General features: G+C 64.4%; 26 protein-coding genes, 1 pseudogene and 1 riboswitch. Of the genes and pseudogenes, 13 read left to right on the top strand and 14 right to left on the bottom strand.

All coding sequences use genetic code 11. From position 1 onward, the window contains the following. Positions 1–751: 751 nt before the first annotated feature. On the bottom strand, positions 752–1,057 hold the full coding sequence (locus tag BH95_RS01005; RefSeq protein WP_020113110.1) for a GNAT family N-acetyltransferase: 306 nt from the start codon (positions 1,055–1,057) through the stop codon (positions 752–754). Positions 1,058–1,190: 133 nt separating this feature from the next. Here BH95_RS01005 and BH95_RS01000 point away from each other — a divergent pair, with 133 nt between their 5' ends. Further along, positions 1,191–1,961, top strand: a complete 771-nt coding sequence (locus tag BH95_RS01000) for a hypothetical protein (RefSeq protein ID WP_026348138.1) — start codon at positions 1,191–1,193, stop codon at positions 1,959–1,961. A gap of 234 nt (positions 1,962–2,195) precedes the next feature. Then, entirely contained in the window at positions 2,196–2,516 is a 321-nt protein-coding gene (locus BH95_RS00995) for a hypothetical protein (protein WP_019667153.1), read from the top strand. Here the strand turns inward: BH95_RS00995 and BH95_RS00990 are convergent. Beyond that, complete coding sequence (locus tag BH95_RS00990; protein ID WP_037180665.1) at positions 2,483–2,881, bottom strand: helix-turn-helix domain-containing protein; 399 nt, start codon at positions 2,879–2,881, stop codon at positions 2,483–2,485. The genes BH95_RS00995 and BH95_RS00990 overlap by 34 nt on opposite strands. A gap of 74 nt (positions 2,882–2,955) precedes the next feature. Between BH95_RS00990 and BH95_RS00985 the strand changes: the two genes are divergently transcribed. Next, positions 2,956–3,600 carry an FMN-dependent NADH-azoreductase gene (locus BH95_RS00985; RefSeq protein ID WP_027499055.1) on the top strand — a complete coding sequence of 215 codons (645 nt, stop codon included), beginning with the start codon at positions 2,956–2,958 and terminating at the stop codon, positions 3,598–3,600. Here BH95_RS00985 and BH95_RS00980 read toward each other — a convergent pair. The 6 genes and pseudogenes from BH95_RS00980 to BH95_RS00955 form a co-directional block, all read right to left on the bottom strand. Beyond that, on the bottom strand, positions 3,577–4,320 hold the full coding sequence (locus BH95_RS00980) for an ABC transporter ATP-binding protein (RefSeq protein ID WP_019667156.1): 744 nt from the start codon (positions 4,318–4,320) through the stop codon (positions 3,577–3,579). The genes BH95_RS00985 and BH95_RS00980 overlap by 24 nt on opposite strands. Then, positions 4,317–5,183: an ABC transporter permease gene (locus BH95_RS00975; RefSeq protein ID WP_037162391.1), complete on the bottom strand. Its 867-nt coding sequence runs from the start codon at positions 5,181–5,183 to the stop codon at positions 4,317–4,319. The genes BH95_RS00980 and BH95_RS00975 overlap by 4 nt, the downstream gene beginning before the upstream one ends. Beyond that, positions 5,180–6,181 (bottom strand): ABC transporter substrate-binding protein, encoded by a 1,002-nt coding sequence (locus BH95_RS00970; RefSeq protein WP_244164761.1) that lies wholly within the window; start codon positions 6,179–6,181, stop codon positions 5,180–5,182. The genes BH95_RS00975 and BH95_RS00970 overlap by 4 nt, the downstream gene beginning before the upstream one ends. Continuing rightward, a complete protein-coding gene (locus tag BH95_RS00965) occupies positions 6,178–6,906 on the bottom strand; it encodes a TenA family protein (protein ID WP_037180661.1) in 729 nt (242 codons plus the stop codon). Before BH95_RS00965 ends, BH95_RS00970 begins: the two co-directional genes overlap by 4 nt. Next, positions 6,900–6,999, bottom strand: a riboswitch (TPP riboswitch). Its footprint overlaps the gene before it by 7 nt. 32 nt (positions 7,000–7,031) lie before the next feature. Further along, positions 7,032–8,474 (bottom strand): annotated as a pseudogene (locus BH95_RS00960) (sugar porter family MFS transporter); the annotation flags it as partial. A 73-nt stretch (positions 8,475–8,547) separates the two neighbouring features. Continuing rightward, positions 8,548–9,195, bottom strand: a complete 648-nt coding sequence (locus BH95_RS00955; RefSeq protein ID WP_244164757.1) for a hypothetical protein — start codon at positions 9,193–9,195, stop codon at positions 8,548–8,550. 96 nt (positions 9,196–9,291) lie between these two features. On the opposite strand from BH95_RS00955, the gene BH95_RS00950 reads away from it, so the two are divergent. The 6 genes from BH95_RS00950 (at position 9,292) to BH95_RS28535 (ending at position 17,189) form a co-directional block, all read left to right on the top strand. After that, positions 9,292–10,833 (top strand): carboxylesterase/lipase family protein, encoded by a 1,542-nt coding sequence (locus BH95_RS00950; RefSeq protein ID WP_037140415.1) that lies wholly within the window; start codon positions 9,292–9,294, stop codon positions 10,831–10,833. Positions 10,834–10,902: 69 nt separating this feature from the next. Then, on the top strand, positions 10,903–12,420 hold the full coding sequence (locus BH95_RS00945) for an ATP-dependent DNA ligase (protein WP_037180658.1): 1,518 nt from the start codon (positions 10,903–10,905) through the stop codon (positions 12,418–12,420). A gap of 119 nt (positions 12,421–12,539) precedes the next feature. Next, entirely contained in the window at positions 12,540–13,376 is an 837-nt protein-coding gene (locus BH95_RS00940) for a nitrilase-related carbon-nitrogen hydrolase (RefSeq protein ID WP_037140411.1), read from the top strand. A gap of 21 nt (positions 13,377–13,397) precedes the next feature. Further along, positions 13,398–14,819, top strand: a complete 1,422-nt coding sequence (gene hydA / locus BH95_RS00935) for a dihydropyrimidinase (RefSeq protein WP_019667165.1) — start codon at positions 13,398–13,400, stop codon at positions 14,817–14,819. A 3-nt stretch (positions 14,820–14,822) separates the two neighbouring features. Further along, positions 14,823–15,875 (top strand): TIGR03842 family LLM class F420-dependent oxidoreductase, encoded by a 1,053-nt coding sequence (locus BH95_RS28540; protein WP_019667166.1) that lies wholly within the window; start codon positions 14,823–14,825, stop codon positions 15,873–15,875. Further along, positions 15,876–17,189 (top strand): aspartate aminotransferase family protein, encoded by a 1,314-nt coding sequence (locus tag BH95_RS28535; RefSeq protein ID WP_037180656.1) that lies wholly within the window; start codon positions 15,876–15,878, stop codon positions 17,187–17,189. It begins immediately after the preceding gene. Here the strand turns inward: BH95_RS28535 and BH95_RS00920 are convergent. From BH95_RS00920 to BH95_RS00910, 3 genes are all read right to left on the bottom strand, one after another. After that, positions 17,186–18,547, bottom strand: coding sequence for an FAD-binding oxidoreductase (locus BH95_RS00920; RefSeq protein WP_020113120.1), 1,362 nt, complete (start codon positions 18,545–18,547; stop codon positions 17,186–17,188). The genes BH95_RS28535 and BH95_RS00920 overlap by 4 nt on opposite strands. Positions 18,548–18,615: 68 nt before the next feature. Further along, on the bottom strand, positions 18,616–19,134 hold the full coding sequence (locus BH95_RS00915; RefSeq protein WP_019667169.1) for a DUF3558 domain-containing protein: 519 nt from the start codon (positions 19,132–19,134) through the stop codon (positions 18,616–18,618). Between the two features lie 8 nt (positions 19,135–19,142). After that, positions 19,143–19,664 (bottom strand): DUF3558 domain-containing protein, encoded by a 522-nt coding sequence (locus BH95_RS00910; protein ID WP_244164753.1) that lies wholly within the window; start codon positions 19,662–19,664, stop codon positions 19,143–19,145. A gap of 220 nt (positions 19,665–19,884) precedes the next feature. Here BH95_RS00910 and BH95_RS00905 point away from each other — a divergent pair, with 220 nt between their 5' ends. Beyond that, entirely contained in the window at positions 19,885–20,196 is a 312-nt protein-coding gene (locus BH95_RS00905; RefSeq protein WP_019667171.1) for a hypothetical protein, read from the top strand. On the opposite strand, the gene BH95_RS00900 is transcribed toward BH95_RS00905, so the two are convergent. Together BH95_RS00900 and BH95_RS00895 are read right to left on the bottom strand one after the other, a co-directional pair. Next, positions 20,193–20,831 carry a Type 1 glutamine amidotransferase-like domain-containing protein gene (locus tag BH95_RS00900; protein ID WP_037180654.1) on the bottom strand — a complete coding sequence of 213 codons (639 nt, stop codon included), beginning with the start codon at positions 20,829–20,831 and terminating at the stop codon, positions 20,193–20,195. The two genes, BH95_RS00905 and BH95_RS00900, sit on opposite strands and share 4 nt — an antisense overlap. Beyond that, a complete protein-coding gene (locus BH95_RS00895) occupies positions 20,828–21,268 on the bottom strand; it encodes an HIT family protein (protein WP_026348142.1) in 441 nt (146 codons plus the stop codon). The genes BH95_RS00900 and BH95_RS00895 overlap by 4 nt, the downstream gene beginning before the upstream one ends. Positions 21,269–21,517: 249 nt before the next feature. On the opposite strand from BH95_RS00895, the gene BH95_RS00890 reads away from it, so the two are divergent. Genes BH95_RS00890 through BH95_RS00880 form a run of 3 tightly spaced genes read left to right on the top strand, consistent with a single transcriptional unit; the run spans position 21,518 to position 24,425 of the window. Beyond that, entirely contained in the window at positions 21,518–22,630 is a 1,113-nt protein-coding gene (locus BH95_RS00890) for a Re/Si-specific NAD(P)(+) transhydrogenase subunit alpha (protein WP_019667174.1), read from the top strand. Continuing rightward, complete coding sequence (locus BH95_RS00885) at positions 22,630–22,983, top strand: NAD(P) transhydrogenase subunit alpha (protein WP_019667175.1); 354 nt, start codon at positions 22,630–22,632, stop codon at positions 22,981–22,983. The genes BH95_RS00890 and BH95_RS00885 overlap by 1 nt, the downstream gene beginning before the upstream one ends. After that, a complete protein-coding gene (locus BH95_RS00880; protein ID WP_019667176.1) occupies positions 22,983–24,425 on the top strand; it encodes an NAD(P)(+) transhydrogenase (Re/Si-specific) subunit beta in 1,443 nt (480 codons plus the stop codon). The genes BH95_RS00885 and BH95_RS00880 overlap by 1 nt, the downstream gene beginning before the upstream one ends. 57 nt (positions 24,426–24,482) lie before the next feature. Here BH95_RS00880 and BH95_RS00875 read toward each other — a convergent pair whose 3' ends face one another. Then, complete coding sequence (locus BH95_RS00875) at positions 24,483–25,175, bottom strand: hypothetical protein (protein ID WP_019667177.1); 693 nt, start codon at positions 25,173–25,175, stop codon at positions 24,483–24,485. Between the last annotated feature and the right edge of the window lie 104 nt (positions 25,176–25,279).

Raw genomic sequence — 25,279 nt, 5'->3', positions numbered from 1 at the left:
CGGGGGTGTTCTGCATACCCGAACCAAACACACCCCACCATGCACACCCCCACGAGCCACCGGTCGCCTACGTGCCACACGCTCGCCTACGTGCCACACGCTCGCCTACGTGCCACACGCTCGCCCACGTGCCGGACGCTCACCCCAGTGCTAGCACTACGCCGTGCATCTGACACAACGGCGAGCATCCGACACCGGACCCCGACCACCCACTAAAAACACCCCCCGAATGTGCGCTGACACCACCACACGCACAACATGAGGTCACCCCGCCGCTCTCAGGTACACAGCCGCTCACGCACGTGCCACATGGTCACCGACGCTGCTGTCGACGGCACTCCGATTGCCCGCGACCCGATGACGAGCCGGCGCGATGTGCCGTGCAATTTAATTCGGTGGCGCCTGTGAGAGTTGTGCAGCATGATGGTGCACGGAACACGGCGAGTACATGGACCGAAAGGGGTGCGACTTGGTGAGAGAACTCAAAAACATTGCCGGGCATCCGTTTACGGTGTCCCGTGCCGCACTCTCGTTCGAGTAGCGACGTCCATTCCGCTATTCGTATTCGCAGGGCATTCGGCGTCTTCGCCTGTCCTGATCATGCTGGGCTGCAAAGCTATTCGAGGAGTTCCCATGTATCTGTACGAGAACGTAATCCGTGAACACGAACTGCGCGTTGCGAAGTCGTTGGAACGGTACCGGAAGAAGAAGGGTGAGGACGGCGAGCATACGGACAACTACCCGTTGTTCGCTACCGCTCGCCGGGCGATCCGGGAGAAGTGAGCAGGTCGCCGAAGTTGTCTGCGTTCGTTTCGATGAATTCGCGGACGAACCAGCAGGACGGCTGAACGAACAGTTCGTGCGAGCGGGTGTCGTTCAACGCGTATTCCGTCAGTACCGCGGCGTACCCTCTGCCGCGGTACTGGGGGAGTGTCACGGTGTGGAAGAAATTGCGGGTGTCTCCGACGTCGAAGTACTCGGATACCGCGGCAACTTCGGTGTCCGAGTACAACACGAATCTGCTTCTTTCGGCGTCGTGCTCGGCCCGTACGTTCATGCGTCGATTGTGCACGGTATCCACGTGAGGCGCCGGACCACTAGGCTGAGGTCAGATTCCCGAGTCGTGCGCGTGCTACCCGTCGTAGGCACCTCTCTTCATCTGCACGGGTAGGCAGAACAGAGGTAGCACCGTGGAAGACGTTTCGGAGCAGGGCATACGCGCATTCATCGAAGCGGTGGTGATGCACGGGGGTCGCGCTGAGCGGCTCACCACGTCGCGTCGCAATCCGGTCCAGGTGTGGGCAGTCGACGGTTCCAGCTGCGTGGTCCGAGTCAGGTCCAAGGTGGAGGGTGACTGGAAGGCGCGTCGGCAGGACGAGTCGCTGGCCACCGATGACACCGGCTCGACGTACTGGGTGTTCGTGGATCTGGGCAAGTCGGATCCGTCTTTTTTTATGGTGTCGTCAGAGGAAATGGCCGCGGACATCAGGGGCGAGGTCGATCTGTGGGTGCAGGATTCTCCGTTGCGCTCTCGTACCGGACACCACGCAATCGCTGTCGGCCGGGTGCAACACGGTCACGACAGGTGGAGTCTTCTGGGGTTGAACGTCGACGCTGACCCGACGCTGGCAGAAGCAGCGCACTCCGCGGCGTCTCATCGCGTCGGCAAGAAGACCCGGCGAACGGATGCAAAGCGTTCCGCGTCGGTCGAAGAGGTTATCGACCTGCGCGTTCGTGTCGTTGCCGACTTCGACGGCTACCGGCTCAGTGCGCGGTACGACCCCGACAGTTCGCGCCTCGAGATCGTGCGTGGACCGATGGAGGGCCGTAGATTCGAAGATCCCACCGAGGCCGCCAGTGCCGTCGCGACACATATCAGCGGCGATGCGCAGGTCTGCGACGGTTGGAAATTCTGGGAGCTCGACACCCCTGAACGCGCGCCGCTCGGGTCGCTTCTGTAGGTCACAAGTGGACCGACCGTTCTGTTGTGAACGGTCATAGCAATCCCAGAAACAGCGGATCGATCAGGTTCTACTCCCTATCGTGGGTGAAGTTCCTGTTTGTTATCGAGACGTTCGACACCCCTCGCACGGCAAGGTCCCCGGCGGATCCGCTGCCCAGCTACGTCGGCGTCTCGGTCCGTTGAGTTCGATGGCGACGACGAGTGGCGTTGTCGACCAGGGAGGCAAAGTTCCGTGGAGCATTCGTTTCGATCCCCATCGCTGCACGCATCGCGTTTCGTCATCCTTGTTGCGCAATTCGTGGACCGACGGATCTCGGCCGACCACTTTTCCGCTCAGTTCCGGGCCCTGGAAAGTAGCGACTCCGGATACCTCGAGCGTGACATCTCCATGATCGTTCGCAAACTGTCCGTCGACGTCGGCGCCTACCGTGGAGATGTCAACTTGCTGGGCGTCGACTTCATCGACAGCGAACAGCTGTGGCGTGCATCAGGAGAGGCCTTCCGGGACCTGCTGACCCTTCAGTCCGAGTTGCTCGGCCGCGAAGCCGGCTGATTCTTCTTGAACGTCTCCCGAAGTCGGACAAGATCTTCGAGGCGGAACCTGCGGTGAGTGCCGCGCATCTCGATCGCGAGGTCGCCCGCGTCGGCCAGTTTTCGGACGTAAGTGTCGGATACACCGAGGATCTCGGCTGCCTGCGACGTCGTCAGTAGCTCGCTCACCGGGCCCACCGTCACCGACGTACCCCCGGCGAGAAGTCGGAGCAGTTCCACGACAGCTCGTCGGCCCGACTCGTCGATGTCGAGTTCCACTCCATCGAGCGAAACAGTGGGTACACGATCACCCGACTCCGCAATGCGGGCGGCAACCAACTGTGCATCAGGGTGCGACAACGCCGATGCAATGTACCGATGATCCATACCTCGAGCCTATCTGCAGGCTCTACTCCCATGCTGGGCATATTCTCTAGTTACCGCTACTAGAAGGAGTGTCCGTGCCGCAGTTGTTGCATTTAGATTCTTCCGCTGATCCTGTTGCGTCCGTGAGTCGAGCGGTGACCGCACATTTTTCGGACACCTGGCATTCGCTCGGTGCCGATCATTCTGTGATCTATCGGGATCTGCATCGCAATCCGCCGCCTCATCTGCCGACGTCCGCGTTGCACTGGGCGCCGCATCTGAGAACTTCGGACGAGATTGCGCCGCCGGAGGCGGAGGCGTTGCAGAAGGAACTGATCGACGAGTTGGTGTCCGCGGATGTGCTTCTCGTCGGTGCGCCGATGTACAACTGGTCCGTTCCGTCGACACTCAAAGCGTGGATCGATTACATCCACGTTCCGGGCATCACCGTGCCGTTCGACGCGCCGACTCGGCCTCTCGAAGGCAAGCCGGTTGTTGTGGTGTCGTCGCGAGGCAACCAGTACGGCCCGGGAACGCCGGACTTCGGTGCCGATCACACGGTGCCGCAGTTGCAGCAGGTGCTCGGTGTGGCGTTGGGGATGGAAGTCTTCGTCGTGACCGTGGACCTGACGCTCGCCTCCCGGGTTCCGGCGATGGCGGCGTTGACTCCGCAGGCGGAAGCGAGCCTCGCGGACGCACGATCCGCAGTGGCAGCTCTAGCGTCCCGACTGGGTTCGTGACCGACGTGCGCTGACGAGTACGTCGATCAGTTCCGACTCGACGGCAGCGAATTCGGGTGTCGTTACGACCATCGGCTCACGTGGCCTCGGCAGGGGAACGGCGACTTGGCGTCGGACATGGGCCGGTTTGTCGGACAGAACCACCACGCGATCCGAGAGGTACACGGCCTCTCGGATGTCGTGCGTGATCATCAGTACCGTCCAGCGGTAGCGAAGCCAGACGTCCTGCAACCATTCCTGCATGTCTGTTCGGGTCAGCGAGTCCAACGCGCCGAACGGTTCGTCGAGCAGGAGTAGGTCGTGGCCTTGAACGACGGTCCGGAGGAGTGCGGCGCGCTGGCGCATTCCCCCGGACATCTCCGAGGGCCGAGCGTTCTCGTACCCAGCGAGTCCGAAGACGTCGAACAGCTCCCGAGCCCGGGTACGCGCCTCTTTCTTCGGAACGCCCTGCACCTCGAGGCCGAGGGTCGTGTTGTCCAGCACCGACCGCCAGGGGAACAGCAGGTCTTTCTGCGGCATGTAGGCACTGCGGGGTGCTTCGACGACACCCCCGTCCGGCGAGTCGAGGCCGGCCACCATGTTGAAGATGGTGCTCTTGCCGGATCCGCTCGGGCCGATCACCGACACGAATTCACCGGGTTCGACGTCGAAGTCGATGCCGTCCAGGATCGTGCGGTTGCCGTAGGACTTCGTCAGGCCTGCCACGTGCACTCTGCTCATCGCGGCTGTTCCTCTCGTCCCCGTTCGTCGCGAGCCCAGGGTATGAACAGTCTCTCGACGACGTACGTCAGCAAGAAGAGCAGGACGCTGATGACGGCGGTGACGAGGACGGCAGCGAGCACCAGATCGGTACGAAACGAGTTCTTCTGCTGGCTCATGTAGATGCCGAGGCCCGCGCTCGCACCGGCATATTCCGCGAAGATCGCACCGACGACGGCGTAGGTGATGCCGATTCGGAGCGAGGTGAAGAACCGCGGCATCGCCGACGGTAGACGCACGTATCTGAACTGCTGCCAGCGGCCGGCTCCCATGCTCGACAGCAGCGCTCGGGCGTCGCGATCGGCCGAGGCGAAGCCCTCGATCAGGCCGATTGCCATGGGAAAGAAGGTCGCCAACGCAATGACGAGGATTTTCGGAAGCAAGCCGAACCCGAACCAGATGATCAGCAGGGGCGCGATCGCGATGATCGGCAGTGTCTGCGACACCACGAACAACGGAACGACTGCTCGACGCAGCCAGGGCGAGAAGTCGACGGCGACAGCGAGAATCCAGGCGACGACGCAGGATACGGTGAAACCGATGACCGTGACCTGCAGTGTCGCTGCAGCATTGGCCGCGATCGCGTCTCGATGCGCCCATCCCTGACTCAGGATTCGCGTGGGTGAGGGAAGTACCTGAGGCCGAATTCCACTGACGGTGACGTAGATCTGCCACACCGCGACGAGGACGACGACGATGGTTGCCGACGGCAGGGCCCAGCGAACAAGAGCCCGCCCGTCCGCTCCGGCAGTCGGCCATCGCCGGACACCGCGTGCGGCCGGAGACGCCTCGGAAGACGCGTCGCCGATCGCCGAGGCAGTCATTCGCCGACGTACTCGTCGGTGAAGTACGTGGACCAGTCGGGCTCGGACGAGAGCGGCGCGCCGTTCTCGTCCACCAGAACCCCGTTGTCGTACAAGAACTTCGAGTACTCGGTCCACTTGTCGAGGTTCTGCGTACCGACCGTGCCGTCGTCGGTGCGCATGTACTTGTCCGCCAACATTCGTTGGCTCTCGAAGACCAACGATTCGTCCGTGAAGGTTCCCGGGTTGGCGTCGATGACGTCCTGGGCGGCGCGATCGGGGTCGTCGGCCGCAAGCTGGTACCCGCGTTGCAGTGCCTGGACGAATTTCCCGGCTTCATCGGGGTTGTCGGCCAGCCAGTTCTCGTTGCCGCTGATGGTGATGGCGTACGCGTCGGGGAACGCGTAGTCGGTGTTCTCGAAGTACTTCATCGGGGTCCCGCTGTGCTCGGCTTCGATGCCTTCCCATGCGAGATAGGAGACGGTGAAGTCCGCGGTACCGGAGTACACGGCTTCGTACGCCGACGTCCCCAGCACCACGGTCTCGTACTCGCCTCTACCACCGTCGTTCTGGATGACCTGTCGTAGGCCTGCCTGCTCACCTGTGTCGCCGAAGCCGGCGTACACCTTGCCGTCCAATGCCTTGGGGCTCGGAATGTCGTCGCGGTCTGCGCGGACACCGATTGCCGTCGCCCAGTGTTGCAGGGGGGCGAGCACCGAAACGATCTGCGCACCGGCGGCTTTCGCGAAGACGGTGGAGCTCTGCGTGCTGATCCCGAACTCCGCGTTACCGGAATCGACGAGGGTGTCCGACGATGTGTTGTTGTACGGCAACACCTCTACGTTCAACCCTGCGTCCGCGAAGTAGCCCTCCTGGAGGGCAACGTACAAGCCGGTGTGATTGGTGTTGGGTGTCCAGTCGAGCGCGAACCTGATGGTGTCCGAATCGTTCGTTTGCGCGCACGAGGTCAGGCCCGCCACGGAGATCGCGGCGCACGCAAGGGCGAGGAGACGTTTCATCGTGCCACCGGCCACGGCGTCGGGTGAAGTGCGGTGTCCCAGAACATCAGTTCGTACCGGGTGGCGATGCGAAACGCCTGCGTCATGGCGCGGCGCTGCACGTCCGTCGCCGCAGCAGCCGCGTCGTCGACGAGGGCGCGGGCGCCGTCGACGAGCGTGCGGAACTCGTCGGAATCGTACGTGGACACCCACCGTGCATAGGGGTGTTCGGGATCGCGCTGCAGTACTTCCCGTGCCGCGAGCGACAAGCGAACTGCCACGTCGGCATAGATCCAGTAGCACGGAAGTACGGCCGCGGCCGCGACTGCGTAGGGCTCGGTCGCGGCGGTGGCGACGAGGTACGAGACGTAGCCGAGGCACGCCGGTGAATGTTCGATCTCGGCACCGGGGCTCGGTAGCGCGTCGCTGGACAGCAGCGACGCATGAAGTGACGCTTCGGCGACGGCACCTGCCGCAGACGACGCCCAGAACGCCGCGGTCTGCGTGTCCGGCGCTCTCGACGCCAGGATGGACAGGGCTTTGGCGTATCCGGCCAGGTAGAGCTCGTCCTGGGCGATGTACGTGCGGAACGCGTCCAGCGGAAGCGTGCCGTCACCGAGGAGCTCGAGGAACTCGAGATCGTCGATCGCGGCGCGCAGATCCGCCGTCGCGTCCCACAGGTTATCCGTGTAGCGACCGGAATCGCCGGGTTTTTCCGAGTGCACCGAGTGCACAGGCGTTGTCATCGCCTTGACATCCCTTCGTCAGCATTACCTGCATCAGGTTCGACGGGTGTGATCTCAGCATCCGCATGTACGGACGCACCCCGTGTCAGAACATCGCCGACCCTAGCACTCTCGTCGGCGATCCGTTACTGCATGTCCTCGAGCTCCTTGCCGTTGGTCTCGGGAATCTTCGATTTGACGAAGAAGAACGAGACTGCCGCCATGACGGCGAAGAATCCGTAGATCGCCCACAGGCCGATCGCTTGGGTGAGCGGCGGGAAGGCAAGTGTGACAGCGAAATTGGCCAGCCAGTTCGCGGCGGTTCCGATTCCGAGGGCGACGGCGCGCATACGGTTGGGGAACATCTCGCCGAGAAGAACCCACATGATGGGTCCCCACGTCGCCGCGAAGAAGATCACGAACAGGTTCGCTCCGACCAACGCGACGGCACCCCACGGGCTCGGGAGGGACACGTCGTCGCCACTGCCGATCTGTTGGGAGAACGAGATCGCTGCCATCAGCAGGCCGACGAACATGCCGACGGAACCACCCAGGAGCAGTTTGCGTCGGCCGATTCGGTCGACGAACAGAATGGCCACGAAGGTCATCGTGACGTTGATGATCGAGGTGATGACCGACGTCGTGAACGACTGGTCCTCGGTGAAGCCGACGGACTTCCACAGCGTCGTCGAGTAGTAGAAGATCGCGTTGATGCCGACGAACTGTTGCAGGACGGCCATGACGATGCCGACCCACACGATCGGCTGAAGCCCGAACTTGGGGCCGCGGATGTCGGCGAACGAGGCCTTCTCCTCCTTGCGGAGAGTGAGGCGGATTTCGTGGACTCGCTCGTCGGGATGCAGTTCACCGGTGATGTTGGCGAGGATGTCGGCAGCTTCCTGGTCGAGGTGCTTGCCGACGAGGTAGCGAGGTGACTCGGGGATGGTGACTGCGAGCAGGCCGTAGATCAGGGCCGGTACGACGCCGACGAGGAACATCCAGCGCCAGGCTTCCTGACCGAGCCAGAGGTCGTTGGACGCACCGTCCGCGGCGCCCTGCAGCAGGGCGTCGGAGAGAAGGGCGGCGAAAATCCCGAGGGTGATGGCGAGTTGCTGCAGTGACGCCAGACTTCCGCGCCATTTCGCGGGAGCGATCTCGGCGATGTAGGCGGGCGCGATGACGGAGGCGATACCGATACCGAGGCCGCCGAGGATGCGCCACAGGATCAGGTCGGGGACGCTGAAGGCGAGGCCCGATCCCAGCGAGGAGATGGTGAACAGGGCCGAGCCCAGCACCATCACTTTCTTGCGGCCCCATCGATCGGCGAGCGAGCCCGCGAACCAGGCGCCGACGGCGCACCCGATCAGCGCGATGGCGACGACGAAGCCGGTGGTGAACGAGCCAAGTGAGAAACGGCCTTCGATGGCGTCGACGGCCCCGTTGATCACGGAGCTGTCGAAACCGAACAGGAAGCCGCCGACCGCGGCGGCGACGCTGACGCCTATGACTTTGGCGTTGCGTCGAGTCGGCGTGGTGGACATCGGGAAAACTCCTTCCCGGTCGGAGAGCTCAGTGCTCTCGGCCGCGACAGATGATCGTGCGGCGGTCTCGCCGTACGGCTGTCAGCTTATGCCCGGTCGTTCGCACTGCGAAACACACCGGTCACTTCAACTCGAACGCCGTGTCGGACACGGTGAAACCATGCCCTACCTGGTCGGTGCAGGAGACCCCGGCGAGCTCGTCGACCCTGCACGTGATGCCGTTCGACGTACCCGACCCGGGTATCGAGAGCGTTTCACCGTAGGGGAGCGGAGTGGCGATGGCGTCGAACCGATGGAACCGAGGGTCACCGGAGCTCAGGAATCGCGCCGCGGTGCCGGCCGTCAGCTCGATCGTGTTGGGAGCCACTCGAGAATCCGGAGCGCCGCTGCCCTCGACCCGGGGAGCAGTGGGCGGGAACTCGCCGTGACAGCCGGCGACCGACGCATCGGTGATGAACACGGCGCATTCGAATTTCCCGGTAGGGGAGGTGAAGTAGTAGAAACCGCTGAGCCCCTCGTAGCGAGCGGGGTCGGCGACTGCGGGCGTAGTGGTCGAGTTCGTCGTCGGCAGAGTGGTCGACGGCAGAGTGGTCGTCTGCGCGGGAGTTGTCGTGGCCGGGGGTGTGGTCGTCCGGATCACCGACGGCGGATCGGTGTCCACCGTCGCGAGGGGCGCCGTTGCGTTCCCCGACGACTGCGTGCTGCACCCGGACAGGAGGACGGCGGCAAGCCCGCACGCTGCACCAGCGTAGATCCGAACCCGCGTCATACGGCTCAGCATAAAGAACGTCGCGGACATGAACGACGATCCGCGCCGACGGGGAGTTGGTACGTTGGCGAACGCCGGTAGATCGTAGGAGGGGCCATGAGCGAGACGACATGCCAGGTGCGCACGCCCGACGGCGATGTGATCGGCCATCAGGACGGGTCGGTCCACGCGTGGAAGGGCATTCCCTACGCGGCGCCGACGGACGGTGAACATCGATTTCGATCCCCTCGCCCCGTCGAACCGTGGACACAGCCGCGGGACTGCAGGCACTTCGGGTCCGTCGCTCCGCAGGGCCTGGACAACCCGGTACCCATCGATCCCGACATCCCCATGTCGGAGGACTGCCTGTCGCTCAACGTGTGGGCGCCGGAGCCGGACGGAACCCCGCGACCGGTCATGGTGTGGATTCACGGCGGCGCCTACTCGCTCGGGTCCTCGTCTCAGGCGGTGTACGACGGTCGGCGTCTCGCGGAAGTCGGCGACCTGGTGATCGTGACGATCAATTATCGGATCGGCGCGTTCGGATTCCTCGACCTGTCCTCGTTCTCCACCGACGACACGGTGTTCGAATCGAATCTTGGTTTGCGGGACATGATCGCGGCGCTCGAGTGGGTGCGCCGATCGATCGACGCGTTCGGCGGTGACCCGTCGAACGTGACGCTGTTCGGTGAATCGTCGGGTGGCGCGTCGGTGACGACGCTGATGACGTCGCCGAAGGCCGCGGGGTTGTTCCACCGCGCGATAGTGCAGAGCGCACCCGCGACGTCGGTGTACGGTCCCGACCGCGCTGCGCAGGTGGCGGGACGATTCCTCGAACTCGTCGACGTCACGCCGGATCGAATCCACGAGCTGAAGACCATCGAGTTCATGCGGCTCGTGGAGGCGGGCGACACGCTCTGTTACGAGATCCCGACGAAGGTGCCCGGCACACTCGGGCTCGCGCCGGTCGTCGACGGCGACATCGTGCCTCGGTATCCGGTCGCGGCGTTCCAGAAAGGGTTCGCCCACCGAATTCCGTTGATCATCGGAACCAACAACGACGAGGCGTCGATCTTCCGGTTGATGAAGTCGCCGCTGATGCCGGTCACCTCGGACACCGTGTCCGAGATGTTCCGGGCGATCGCGAACGACCACGCGGAACTGCCTGCTTTCCGCGTCGCCGAGATCATGTCGGCGTACCCGGAACGATCGAAGACCTCCGGGGCGCTCGCGATGTCGACCGACGCGGGGTTCAAGATGCCCAGCCTCTGGATCGCCGACGCGCACAGCAGGCATTCGCCGGTCTGGATGTACCGGTTCGACCACGCGACGCCGATGCTGAAAGCCGCGCGGATCGGAGCCGGTCACGCAACGGAACTGCCCTACGTCTTCGGCAACTTCGGCACCCTGAACCGCGACCCGACGTTCTGGCTCGGTGGCCGCAAAGCTGCGACGGCCGTCTCGGCCCGTGTGATGAAGCGGTGGACGGCGTTCGCGCGTCACGGAGTTCCCGCAACGCTGGACGGCGCGAAACACTGGCCGCTGTACACCGAGCCGGCTCGTGCCACATTGGTGATCGACGGCCAGGACAACGTCGTCGACGACCCGGACGGGGAGACCAGGGTGGCGTGGGGTGACCGGGTACTCGGCTTCAGCTGACACACGTCGACCGAGCACGCTCGCGCCGCGGAAGGATTGAGTGTCCGACCTTCCGGTTACGTTCGGTACGTGCTGTTCACTCGAATCATCGACACCTCCTCGGCCGTCGGTGCCACGCGCTCCCGCAAGGCGAAGACCGAGGCTCTACGCCTGCTGCTCGCCGACCTGCAGTCCGCGGACGTGGGGGTCGTCGTGTCCTGGCTGTCCGGGGAGCTGCCGCAGGGCCGCATCGGGGTCGGGTGGCGCACTCTGGCAGACATCGACGTCTCGGCCGCTCCGGACGGTGTGCTGACGGTGAGCGAGGTCGACGACGCCATCACGGCCGTCGCGTCGACGTCGGGACCTGGCTCGGCCGCGCGGCGGCGTGAACTGCTGGTCGACCTCTGGGCGTCGGCGACCGGGGCGGAACGGAAGTTTCTCGTCGGCCTGATGACGGGTGAACTTCGCCAGGGTGCGCTCGAAGGAGTGATGACCGATGCGATCGCCAAGGCCGCCGGGTTGGATCCGGCGCCGGTGCGCCGGGCGTTCATGTTGTCCGGGCGTCTCGACGCGACCGCAGTTGCTGCGTTGAACGGTGGGGAGGAGGCACTGGCAGGCTTCGGTCTTCAGGTCGGAAGGCCGGTTCGTCCCATGCTCGCCTCGCCGGCGGAGACGCTGGCGTCCGCCTGGGCGGACATGGAGGGAGATGTGAGCGTCGAGTACAAGCTCGACGGTGCACGGATCCAGGTGCACAAGCTCGGAGACGACGTGCACATCTACACCAGGACGTTGCGCGAGATCACCGACGGCGTACCGGAATTGGTGGAGCTGATTCGCACACTTCCCTGTGAGTCCGTGGTGTTGGACGGTGAAACCCTTGCGCTGACCGACGGTGGGAGACCCCGGCCGTTCCAGGAGACGATGAGTCGGTTCGGCGCGCAGAGCGCACACGAATTGCTCTTGCAGCCGTACTTCTTCGACTGTATCCACCTCGACGGAGTTGACCTGTTGGACGAACCGCTCGAACGACGACTCGACGCCCTCGAGCGCGTGGCTCCGCAACATCGGATCCCGTCCTTGGTGCGACCCGACGCGGATTCGGCCGCCGCTCACTTCGATGCGGCGTTGGACGCCGGTCACGAAGGGGTGATGATCAAGTCGCTGTCCTCGATCTACGCGGCCGGACGACGGGGAAAGGATTGGCAGAAGGTCAAACCCGAGCACACTCTCGACCTCGTCGTGTTGGCTGCGGAATGGGGCTACGGGCGACGCACCGGGTGGTTGTCCAACCTGCATCTGGGAGCGCGTGACCCGGACGGCGGTGACCCGATCATGGTCGGTAAGACGTTCAAAGGTCTCACCGATGCGTTGTTGCAGTGGCAGACCGAGGAATTTCTCGAGCACGAGCGATCGCGCGACGAGCACACCGTCTACCTGAACTCCGAACTGGTCGTGGAGATCGAGCTCGACGGCGCGCAGACCAGTAGCCGCTATCCGGGTGGTGTGGCACTGAGATTCGCACGCGTGCTGCGGTATCGGCCGGACAAGACCCCCGCGGATGCGGACACCATCGACGCCGTGCGGGCCCTGTTGATGCCGTCGACCTGAGTCGTTACCCGGCCGAAACGTCCTCACTTCATGTTGTAACACCATTGACCGCACGTGTACCTCGTGGATCACTTATGTTGAACAGGCCCATCGAGAACGAGGGACGGAAGTGGTCAGCCATGACGACAGTTCGAGCGGCTCTGGTCCAGACCAACTGGACCGGCGACAAGCAGACGATGATCGAGGCGCACGAGGGATACGCGCGCAGTGCGGCCGAACAAGGGGCGAAGGTCGTCTGCTTCCAGGAGTTGTTCTACGGCCCGTATTTCTGCCAGGTGCAGGACTCGAAGTTCTACGACTACGCCGAGTCGGTTCCGGGACCCACCGTCGACAGGTTCGCGGCACTGGCGAAGGAATTGGGCATCGTCATGATCCTGCCGGTCTACGAGCAGGAACAACCGGGCATGCTCTACAACACCGCGGCCGTGGTCGACGCTGATGGTACCTACCTGGGGAAATACCGCAAACACCACATCCCGCACGTGAACGGTTTCTGGGAGAAGTTCTACTTTCGGCCCGGCAACCTGGGCTGGCCGGTGTTCGACACCGCAGTAGGTCGCATCGGCGTCTACATCTGCTACGACCGGCACTTTCCGGAAGGGTGGCGTGCGTTGGGTCTCGCCGGAGCCGAGATCGTGTTCAATCCGTCGGCCACCTCGCGCGGGTTGTCCAACTACCTCTGGAAGCTCGAGCAGCCGGCGTCGGCGGTGGCCAACGAGTACTACATCGGAGCCATCAACCGCGTCGGCATCGAGGAGTACGGCGACGACGACTTCTACGGCACCAGCTACTTCGTCGACCCCGAAGGCAAGTTCGTCGGTGACGTCGCCTCGGACAGCGAGCCCGAGTTGATCGTGCGTGACCTGGAGATGGATCTCATCAAGACGGTCCGTGACCGGTGGGCGTTCTATCGGGACCGCAGACCCGACGCCTACGCGCCGCTGGTGGAGCCATGACCGCCGGCCGGAGGTGCTGAGATGGGGACGACGTTCGTTCACGGAGGCACAGTCGTCTCGCCGACGGGTGCCCAACCGCTCGATGTGCTGATCGACGGTGGCACCATCGTCGCTGTGCTGCAACCAGGTTCGACGGTGCTCGCTGCCGACCTGACCCAGACGGCGGACACGGTGATCGACGCGACCGGGAAATACGTGCTCCCCGGTGGAGTCGACGGGCACACGCACATGGAGATGCCGTTCGGGGGCACGTTCGCGTCGGACACGTTCGAGACCGGCACCCGGGCCGCAGCGTGGGGCGGCACCACCACCATCGTCGATTTCGCCATCCAGACTCCAGGGCAACGAGTTCAGGACACGCTGGCGCAGTGGCACGAGAAAGCTGCCGGGCGCTGTGCGATCGACTACGGGTTTCACCAGATCATCGGCGACGTGGACAGTGATTCGCTGAAAGCGATGAGCGAGTTGGTGTCCGAAGGTGTCACCAGCTTCAAACTGTTCATGGCGTATCCGGGCGTGTTCTACTCCGACGACGGAAAAATACTGCGCGCCATGCAGACCGCAGCGGAGACCGGTGCGCTGCTGATGATGCACGCCGAGAACGGGATCGCCATCGACGTGCTCGTCGCACAGTCGGTGGCGCGCGGCGACACCGCACCGTACTTTCACGGCACCTCGCGACCGTGGCAGTTGGAGGAAGAAGCAACCCACCGTGCCATCATGCTGGCGAACGTCACCGGAGCCCCGCTGTACGTCGTACACGTCTCCGCGAAGCAGGCACTGGAACAGATCGCGGTCGCACGAGGCAACGGGCAGAACGTGTTTGCCGAGACCTGCCCGCAGTATCTGTACCTCTCGCTCGAAGAGCAGCTCGGCGCGCCGGGATTCGACGGCGCCAAATGGGTGTGCTCGACGCCGTTGAGATCCCGCGCCGAAGGCCACCAGGACGAATTGTGGCGCTACCTACGAACGGGGGACGTCGCCACCGTCAGCACCGACCACTGCCCGTTCTGCATGAAGGACCAGAAGGAAATGGGCATCGGTGACTTCTCCAAGATTCCCAACGGAATCGGATCCGTCGAGCACCGCATGGACCTGATGTTCCAGGGGGTGAAGAACGGCAGGATCACCCTGGAGAAGTGGGTGGACGTCTGCTGCACCACGCCCGCGCGCATGTTCGGCATGTACCCGAGGAAGGGCATCGTCTCGCCCGGTGCGGACGGTGACCTCGTGATCTACGACCCGAACGGCCACACCAGCATCGGACTCGGAAAGGCGCACCACATGAACATGGACTATTCCGCCTACGAGGGCTTCGAGATCGACGGACACGTCGACACGGTGATCTCCCGCGGCAAGGTGATCGTCGACGGCGGCGAATATCGTGGTTCGGCCGGAGACGGGCGGTTCGTGAAGCGCGAGCTGTCGCAGAATCTCGTGTGACCGATGGACATCGGAGTCGTGTTGCAGTGCACTCCGCCTGCATCACGCGTCGTGGACCTCGCCAGACGCGCGGAGACGCATGGTTTCTCGCATGTCTGGACGTTCGATTCCCACCTGCTGTGGCAGGAGCCGTACGTCATTCACAGCCAGATCCTGTCGGAAACCAGGAGGGTTGTCGTCGGGCCGATGGTGACCAATCCCGCCACCCGTGACTGGACGGTGACGGCGTCGACGTTCGCCACGCTCAACGACATGTTCGGCAACCGTACGGTCTGCGGAATCGGTCGAGGTGACTCGGCGGTTCGCACCCTCGGCGGAAAGCCGACGACGCTCGCCCAGTTGCGCGAGTCCATTCATGTCATCCGCGAGCTCGCCAACGGCCGGTCGGTGTCGCTCGGTGACACCGTCGTCCGATTCCCGTGGGCGACGAGATCGACACTCGAGGTGTGGGTTGCCGCGTACGGACCCAAGGCGCTCGACCTCACCGGGGAAGTCGCCGACGGGTACATTCTGCAGCTCGCCGACCCGGACATCGCGTCGTGGACGATCGGACGAGTCCGGGCCGCCGCGGACGCCGCCGGGCGGGATCCGTCGTCGATCAAGTTCTGTGTGGCAGCACCCGCCTACGTCACCGACGGCAGCGCGAGCGCACTCGCGCATGCGCGTGATCAGTGCCGATGGTTCGGGGGAATGGTGGGCAACCACGTCGCGGACATCGTGGCTAGATACGGAAACGACGGTGGGGGTGTACCTGCTGCGTTGACCGACTACATCGCTGCACGCACCGGGTACGACTACAACGAGCACGGTAAGTCCGGGAATTCGCACGCCGAGTTCGTGCCCGACGACGTGATCGACCGGTTCTGCATCCTGGGCAGCCCCGCCGAGCACGTCACGAAGCTGAAGGCGCTCGAAGCGCTGGGTGTCGACCAGTTCTCGGTGTACCTCCAGCACGATGCCAAATCGGCGACACTGGAGTCCTACGGTGAGCACGTCATCCCGGATCTGGCAGGGGCGACGACTGCATCCGTCGGATCGGAGGAAGGCGGCAAGTAGATGGACCACGTGTTCTACTCCTGGGCGGCGCAGGCCGAGTTGAACCCGATCACCGTCGACGGCGGCGAAGGGTCCTGGTTCTGGGACGACAAGGGGAATCGATACCTCGACTTCTCGTCGCAACTCGTCAACGTCAACCTGGGTCATCAGCACCCGGATCTCGTGGCGGCGATCGTCGACCAAGCCCGTGTGCTGACGACGATCTCCCCGACGGTCGCCAACTCCACCCGAAGCAAGCTCGCGGCTCTCGTCGCGGAGCGAGCACCGGGCGATCTGAACCGAGTCTTCTTCACCACCGGAGGAGCAGAAGCCGTCGAGCACGCCGTGCGCCTGGCCCGCCAGCACACCGGCCGGACGAAGATGTTGGCCACGTACCGCTCGTACCACGGCGGAACCGGCGTGGCCATCGGCTTGACGGGTGAACCGAGGCGGTGGGGCACCGAACCGACCAACGTCGACGTCGTCCGGTTCTTCGGTCCGTACCCCTATCGGTCACCCTGGGGCACAACGACTCCCGAGGACGAGACCGCAGCGGCGCTGTCCCATCTGCAACAGGTCGTCGAGCTCGAGGGCCCGGGGAACATCGCGGGCCTCATCCTCGAATCCGTCGTCGGTACCAACGGTGTCCTGGTGCCACCGCCGGGTTACCTGGCGGGGGTGCGCGAACTGTGCGACCGGTACGGCATCGTCTACATCGCGGACGAGGTCATGGTCGGATTCGGCCGGGTCGGGGAATGGTTCGCCTGCCAGGCCTGGGACGTCGAGCCCGACCTGATCACCTTCGCGAAAGGAATCAATTCCGGCTACGTCCCGCTGGGCGGCGTCGTCATTTCCGAAGCCATCGCGTCGAAATTCGATCACAAGCCCTATCCGGGCGGGTTGACGTACTCGGGGCATCCGCTGGCCTGTGCGGTCGGTGTGGCATCCATCGAAGTGTTCGAACGCGACGGAATTCTGCCCTACGTCCGAAGCGTCGGCGCCGACGTGCTCGGCGCCGGACTGGCCAAGCTCGCCGAGTCCCATCCCAGCGTCGGGGAAGTGAGAGGTCGGGGGTTCTTCTGGGCTGTGGAACTGGTCAAGGATCGGCAGACGCGTGACCCGTTGGTGCCGTTCGCGGCGACGGGCAAGGATGCCGAACCCATGGGGAAGGTGACCGCGGCGGCGAAAGCGCGCGGCCTGTGGCCGTTCATGGCGGGCAACAGAATTCAGATCGCGCCACCGTTGACGACGACCGAGGACGAACTCCGACAGGGCCTGGAGATTCTCGACGATGTCCTGACCGTCTCCGACGAGTGCGCCGCCGCCCTCGACTAGAGAACGGCTCCGGGATTGAGGATGCCGTCGGGGTCGAGTGCGGACTTGATTCGCTGAGTCAGCTTCATGACGTCCTCGCCCACCTGATCCGGTAGCCAGGCCTTCTTGAGCCTGCCGACTCCGTGTTCACCGGTGATCGTGCCGCCCAGCGAGATCGCGAGATCCATGATGGCGCCGAACGCGATGTTCGCGCGTCGCTCCATGTCCGCGTCGGCTGGGTCGAACACGATCAGAGGGTGGGTGTTTCCGTCGCCTGCGTGTGCGATGACCGCGACCAGTACTTCGTACTTCTCTGCGATCCTCTCGATGCCCTCGACCAGGTCGGGGAGCGCCGGCAATGGAACCCCGACGTCCTCGAGCAGGAGGCTACCCATCCGTTCCACCGCAGGGATCGCGAATCGCCGTGCTGCAGCGAAGGCTTCACCCTCGTCGGGATCGTCGGTGGTGAACACGTCGGATGCCCCTGCTTCGGTGCACGCCGAGGCCATGATGTCGATTTCCCGTCCGCGATCTGCGCCGGGGGAGTCCGAGCGGGCGATGAGCATCGCGGCCGCACCCCGATCCAGTCCCATCTTCATCGCGTCCTCGACCGCTCCGATCGACGCACGGTCCATGAACTCGAGCATCGACGGACGGAGATTCCGGGTGATCGCGAGAATCGCCGTCGTCGCGTCGCGCACCGAGGAGAACGATGCGACGACGGTGCTCGCGGGCGGCTGTGCGGGCACCAGTCGAACGGTGATCTCCGTGATGATCCCGAGGGTGCCTTCGCTGCCGACGAACAGCTTGGTCAGAGAGAGTCCCGCAACATCTTTCAGCCGAGGGCCACCGAGACGCACAGCTGTGCCGTCGGCGAGGACCACTTCGAGGCCGAGCACGTAGTCGGTGGTCACGCCGTACTTCACGCAGCACAGACCGCCCGCGTTGGTGGCTGCGTTGCCGCCGATGGAACACATCTCGAACGACGACGGGTCGGGCGGATACCACAGGCCGTGCTCGGCGGCGGCTTTCTTGACCTCGACATTGAGCAGACCGGGCTGGGTCACGGCTACACGCGTCACGGGATCGACATGGATGTCCCGCATCGATTCGGTCGTGAGAACGATTCCGCCGTCGACGGCGGTTGCACCGCCGGACAATCCGGAACCGGCGCCCCGGGGAACCACCGCGACGCGATGCGCGGTGGCCCACTTCATGACCGCCTGCACGTCGGCGGTGCAGGTTGCTCGCACGACGGCCAGCGGTGATCCGGCATCGGGGTCCTTCGCCCAATCTCGTCGATATCCCTCGGTGATGTCGGGATCGACGATGACGGATCCCTCGGGGAGTGCGCGGCGCAGTTCGGTCAGGTCGGTCATCACCCCAGACTAGGAGTGGAGCCCGCGGCATGAACCGGAGTTGATTGAAACCGCGAGAATTAGGTCGGCTACGTATTGCGTTGCAGTGTCAGCTCCGCGAGTCTGGTTGCTCCGGCGCACGGATCGACTGTTCCGGATCGGTACTGAACCCACCAGGTGATGGTGCCGGAGTACGAGGCGGTGATGCCGCAGGACGCGGGGTCGCCCGGCCGCCGGGACAGAAAGGCGCTCGCGCCGCCCACCGTGACCGGCTCCACCGAGTACTCGAGTTTCTCGGACAGCTCGCGCTCGCGGCCCAGCGAATTGTCCTCGTACCAGGCGAACGTGACGTCGATCAGCCCCGACGGGCCGGATCCGGACCACATGCAGACCGCACCGAAGAAGTACTGGCTCACGGTGTCCGCTTGGACCGACTCGGCGATCTTGTCGTCCGGCACGGCGACGCATTCCTGCAGTAGTTTGTCGAATTCTGTGTCGACGTCACCCGCGCCTTGCGCGACGGGGGTTCCGGAGACGGTCGTGCTGCAGCCGCCGACGAGTAGGGACAGTGCCGCTGCGGCCGCGGCCAGGGAAGTTCGACGTCTCATGGCAGTGCCTATCTCGCATTCTCGACGGTCGCGCGCACGAGGTCCTCGACCACGTCGCAACTGTCGCGAGGTGGTGCGGCGTAGACGTAGTTGAGCGACCAGTGCAGGAAGCCGTCGCCGGACTCGACGCCTGCCTCGCACGACGCGTCGCTTCCTCGTGCGGTGAACCCCGGGTGCCCGTCGGCATCGATGACGCCGATCTCGCGTCCCATCTGGCCGGCGACGGTGCGTTCGCGGTCTATCGGGCTTCCTCGATACCAGGTGAACATCGCGTATGCGCCGGTGTCGACGGCGTCCCAGCGGCAGCGAACAGCGTTCTTCGACGACGAGGCGAGCCCGCGGACCCCGGTGATGGACGTCAGTTCTTCGTCGGTCAGCGAACCGCATTCTCCGACGAACAGTTCTTCGGTCTGTGCGGAGTCCGGCTCTGTCGTGGGCGACGCGCCGTTGTCGGAGTTGTTGGAACCGGAGCATCCGGCGGCAAGAGTCACTGCCGCTACCGCGCCGATGATGGTTGCCCGCTTCCACACGGTTGTGGAGCCTACCGAGTCGCGTGCTGGATGTCGTTGCACACGGCCGAGGTGAGTCACACCAGTAACTTCAGTCACTTCCGTTACCTGATCGATGCGCGCACGCAACGCAATGTTGTAGCTGCGAGGTCTAGCGTCCTGCGAAGGCGGGTCGTCAGGTCCGTCCAGGGCCGGGAGTGGCACACACCGTCGGCCCCTGTGTCAGCGAGGAGGCCCGAAAATGATGGAGCCGAAACAGAAGTCGTGGAACCACGTCGCTGCGATGTTCTCGTACGAATTCCAGGACGGCGGAGTCGACTACGACACCATCGAGGCGCTCCACCGCGGAGACGTCCAGGAGTGGGTCACCGCACTCGCGCAGTCCGGATTGTTCGAGCGCGCCACCGTCGCCGACGCCGAACAGACGTGGAAGCGACGGCCCAAGATGCTGCTGGACATGCTGCTGATCGACGCCGACGAAGTGACGCGCCGCCGGTGCGAAATGGCGTGGATCTCGCTGGACCGGCTGGCCCCGATCGCACAGTTCGGTTAGAGGCGCTCGAAGCGATCGCCGTCGACCACGACGACCTGCTCGTCGGTCAGCGTCAGGTACGGGACGTTCTCGCGCTCGAACACTGACACCATGGCCTGCGCGGCGCCGTCCTCGTCGAGAATCGACCCGAAATGCGGGACGAACGAGTGGTCGGTCAGACCGAGGCCGGTCCACGATGCTGTTCGACCGGCGGCCGCCTCGACTTCCGCCGGATCGTCGGCTGCCTCCACTCCTCGAAGCGACGGTGAGGCGATGCACGCGCCCGCGCTGTACCCAGCGAACACGAGGGAACCGTCCCGCACTCGCGAGGTGATCTCGCCGTCGGCGCCCGCGATCTCGAGCCGAGCTTGCAGCACGAACGTGTTACCCCCGCGGATCCAGACCGTGTCGACGGCGTCGAGTTCTCGGCGGAGCGCGTCGCGGTCGGTTCGGAATCGACGGAGGTCGAGTTCCTCGGCGACGTAACCGAGTTCGCTCAGGCTCCGCAGTTCGCTGACGACGGCAGACTGCCGCGCCGAGGCGGGCCACACATCCGCGGCATTCGCGATCACGGCGACGCGACCCGGACCGGACGTCAGCGCGAGAAATTCGTCGACGTGCGCGCCGAACCGGTACGACGCCAGAAACAGCTTCACCGGGACTCTTCCTCGTCCAAACGCGTCAAACCCGTCCTGATCGCCGACGCCGTCGCCTCGGGATTCTTCAGCCGTCGCGTCACGAATCCCGTCACGAACCGCAGTGTGTCACCGGTCCATCGCGGTACGACGTGAAGGTGCGTGTGGAACACGGTCTGGAAGGCGGCTTTGCCGTCGTTGAGGACGAGGTTGGCGCCGTCCGAACGAAGATCCGACCGCCTTATCGCGCGAGACAGTCGTTGTCCGGCGGCGAACACTGCGCCGCCGAGGCGCGGATCCAATGTGTCGAGGTCTTGCGAGTGTCTCTTCGGAATCACCAGGAGATGGCCGCGAGTGATCGGTCTGATGTCGAGAAACGCCACGACGTCGTCGTCGTCGTACACGGGGACCGAGGGGGCATCGCCGTCGACGATGGCGCAGAACACGCAGTTGTTCACGCCGCAACTGTAGGTGGGCGCCGACGTGCCCACTGTGATGTCCGTCACCGCAAATGGAAGGGTTGCACGTCGGGACGCGTCGGATTCGATTCAGAACAGACCGCAGTTGTGGTCTGGGTTACCTGAGGTCTGCCTCATTTGGCTATCATCAGGGACCTTGTGCCTTGACGCTGGGCTTTGCCTGTTTGCCGCGCGGTTACCCCCGTTCGCCGTACCACGGGCGCCATTCAACATACGAAAGTCGGAGAATTGGAAACATCGCAGAGCACAGAGAGCAGGACGACACGTGTCGGTGTCGTGCGTGAGTCCGCGGACGGCGAGCGCCGAGTGGCCTTGGTGCCCAAGGTCGTCGCGTCGCTGATCGGTAAGGGCGTCGAGGTCGTCGTCGAGTCCGGTGCGGGTTCGGGAGCGTTGATTCCGGACGAGCTGTATGCCGCGGCCGGAGCAACGATCGGGGACCCGTGGTCCGCCGACGTAGTGGTGAAGGTGGCCCCGCCGACGGATGCCGAGATCTCGAAGTTGTCGTCGGGTTCGACGTTGATCGGATTCCTGGCGCCGCGTAACGCCGACAACAAGATCGACGCACTCGCCGCCGCCGGGGTGCAGGCGTTCGCGGTCGAGGCGATCCCGCGTATCTCCCGCGCACAGGTGATGGACGCACTGTCCTCGCAGGCCAACGTGGCCGGGTACAAGGCCGTTCTGTTGGCCGCGTCGGAATCGACTCGCTTCTTCCCGATGCTCACCACCGCCGCAGGCACGGTCAAGCCGGCGACCGTGCTGGTCCTCGGCGTAGGTGTCGCGGGTCTGCAGGCGTTGGCGACAGCGAAGCGTCTCGGCGGCCGGCCAACCGGTTACGACGTGCGCCCGGAGGTGGCCGATCAGGTTCGTTCCGTCGGTGCGCAGTGGCTCGATCTGGGGATCGACGCTGCCGGTGAGGGCGGATACGCACGTGAGCTGACCGAGGACGAGCGTGCCCAGCAGCAGCAGGCACTCGAAGAAGCGATCAAGGGTTTCGACGTCGTAATCACCACCGCGTTGGTGCCGGGTCGTCCGGCTCCGCGTCTGGTGACGGCCGCCGCTGTCGAGGGCATGAAGCCCGGCAGTGTCGTCGTCGACCTCGCCGGTGAGACCGGCGGCAACTGCGAGCTGACCGAGCCCGGCCAGACCGTCGTCAAGCACGACGTCACCATCGCCTCGCCGCTGAACTTGCCGGCCACCATGCCCGAGCACGCCAGCGAGCTGTACTCGAAGAACGTTTCCGCACTGCTGGAACTGCTTCTCGACGAGAACGGCGCACTCACGCCGGACTTCTCCGACGAGGTCGTCGCGCAGTCCTGTGTCACCAGAAAGGCTGACGCCTGATGTACACCGCTCTTCTCGCGAACATCGCGATTCTCGTGTTGGCGGGCTTCGTCGGATTCGCCGTCATCTCCAAGGTTCCCAACACGCTGCACACACCGTTGATGTCCGGCACCAACGCCATTCACGGCATCGTCGTGCTCGGCGCGCTCATCGTGCTCGGCCGTCTGCCCGAGGATGCGTCGTGGGGTGTGCGGATCATCGCGTTCGTCGCGCTGATCTTCGGCACGCTCAACGTCGTCGGCGGCTTCCTGGTCACCGACCGCATGCTCAGCATGTTCAAGTCCAAGAAGGCACCCGTCGCTTCTGATCCTGCGGCGTCGTCTGATTCTGGCCAGAAGGGTGCCGATTCCTGATGAACAATGTCGTCAACATTCTCTACATCGTTGCGTTCGCGATGTTCATCTACGGTCTGATGGGCCTGACGGGCCCGAAGACCGCCGTCCGCGGCAACTGGATCGCCGCTGTCGGTATGGGTATCGCCGTCGTCGCGACCCTGATCGAGGTGCGCGACGCCGCCGCGATCAACTGGATTCTCATCGCCGCCGGTCTCGCGATCGGTGTTCTGCTCGGCGTTCCGCCGGCCAAGCGCACCAAGATGACGGCCATGCCGCAGCTGGTGGCGCTGTTCAACGGCGTCGGCGGCGGCACCGTCGCGCTCATCGCGTGGGCGGAGTTCATCGAGACCGACGGGTTCTCGGCGTTCCAGCACGGTGAAGAGCCGACGGTGCACATCGTCGTCGGATCGCTGTTCGCCGCAGTCATCGGTTCGGTGTCGTTCTGGGGTTCGCTCGTGGCGTTCCTCAAGCTGCAGGAACTGCTGAACAAGAACGTCGAGAAGGCGTTCGTGAAGAATGCGCGCATCTTCCAGCTCACCAACATCGTGCTGCTCGTCCTCGCCGTGGCGGTCGCGATCTACATCGGTGTCAAGTCGACTCCGGGTGAGGGCACCTCGGTGTGGTTCATCGTGCTGGTGCTCGTCGCAGCCGGGCTGATGGGTCTGTTCGTGGTGTTCCCGATCGGCGGCGCGGACATGCCCGTCGTGATCTCGCTGCTCAACGCGCTCACCGGACTGTCGGCAGCGGCTGCCGGTCTTGCGTTGAACAACACGGCCATGATCGTGGCAGGCATGATCGTCGGCGCATCCGGTTCGATCCTGACCAACCTGATGGCAACGGCGATGAACCGGTCCATTCCGGCGATCGTGTTCGGGTCGTTCGGTGGCGGTGGTAGCGATGCCGGACCGGGCGCGGACGCATCGGGTGGCACGGTCAAGTCGACATCGGCCGCGGATGCAGCGATCCAGATGGCGTACGCATCGCAGGTCATCGTCGTGCCCGGGTACGGCCTCGCTGTCGCGCAGGCTCAGCATGCCGTCAAGGACATGGCGTCGATCCTCGAGAGCAAGGGCGTCGAGGTCAAGTACGCGATCCACCCCGTTGCCGGCCGTATGCCGGGGCACATGAACGTGCTGCTCGCCGAGGCCGACGTCGAGTACGACGCGATGAAGGAAATGGACGACATCAACGGCGAGTTCAATCGCACCGACGTCACCATCGTCATCGGCGCCAACGACGTCACCAACCCGGCGGCGCGCAACGACCCGTCGAGCCCGATCCACGGTATGCCGATCCTCAACGTCGACGAGTCGCGGTCGGTGATCGTGCTCAAGCGATCGATGAGCTCGGGTTACGCCGGTATCGACAACCCGCTGTTCACCGCCGATCGCACCTCGATGTTGTTCGGCGACGCGAAGAAGTCCGTCAACTCGGTGATCGAGGAGCTCAAAGCTCTGTAGTTCGTTCTTCGGTGCGAGTGCCCGGTGGCCTGACACGGTCACCGGGCTATCGGCGTTCTAGCGCAGTCTTCGCAGTGCGAGAGCAGCGGTGTCGAACGGATTCTGGGCCTCACGCTCGGCAGCGACGGGCGAGTACAACATGACTGCGGACGACCCAGCCCACCACGCGGTCACGATAGCCACAGTCGTCACGATGCCCACGACTGTCGCCGAACCGCCGATGACGGCCGCCGCGGACACCGTCGCCACTGCAACCGCGCCGAGTCCCCACACCATCGGCAGGAACCGCGCACTCGCGACGAGTGTCGCCGCGCACACCAACGATGCACACGCCGTCACGTACCCGTTCGGCAGCGCCGACGCCGGCACCCAGCCGTCGGCCCACGACCGCACCGCTGCCGTCGTCAGAGACGCTCCGAGTACGAGGGCGATGACGGCACCGATCCCGTACGGCAGCTTACGAATCAGCGACACCACCGTCAGACCTGCCACCGCGACCAGAACGGGGGTGACTCCGAACGCTTCGAGCAGTGCGTTCGCGGGTCCGTCCAAGCTGGGAACCAGCGCCCGCGAATACGGATACGTCACGCCCGCGAGCGGAAGCACCACGAGTACCACGGCCAGTACTCCCAGCAGCCCGGCGACTGCGACGAGCCGTGCCATCAATCGCCTGCTTCGAGCCAGTGCGTCGTGGTCGATCTCGATGCCCTCGAGCTGCACCAATTCCATGCTGTCGGTGTCGGCACTCACTGCCTACAACACCCCCTTCGTGTCGCCCCTGTAGTACTACTGCGTTGTCCGCACGCCTGTCCTTCGGCTACGAGGATGCCGTACGACTCTGAGCGTGCGGTGTG

Source organism: Rhodococcoides fascians A44A, assembly GCF_000760735.1.
Classification (GTDB): Bacteria; Actinomycetota; Actinomycetes; order Mycobacteriales; family Mycobacteriaceae; genus Rhodococcoides; species Rhodococcoides fascians_E.
Note: the sequence above shows the minus strand (reverse complement) of the source record. Positions and strands in the feature narration are given on the sequence as shown.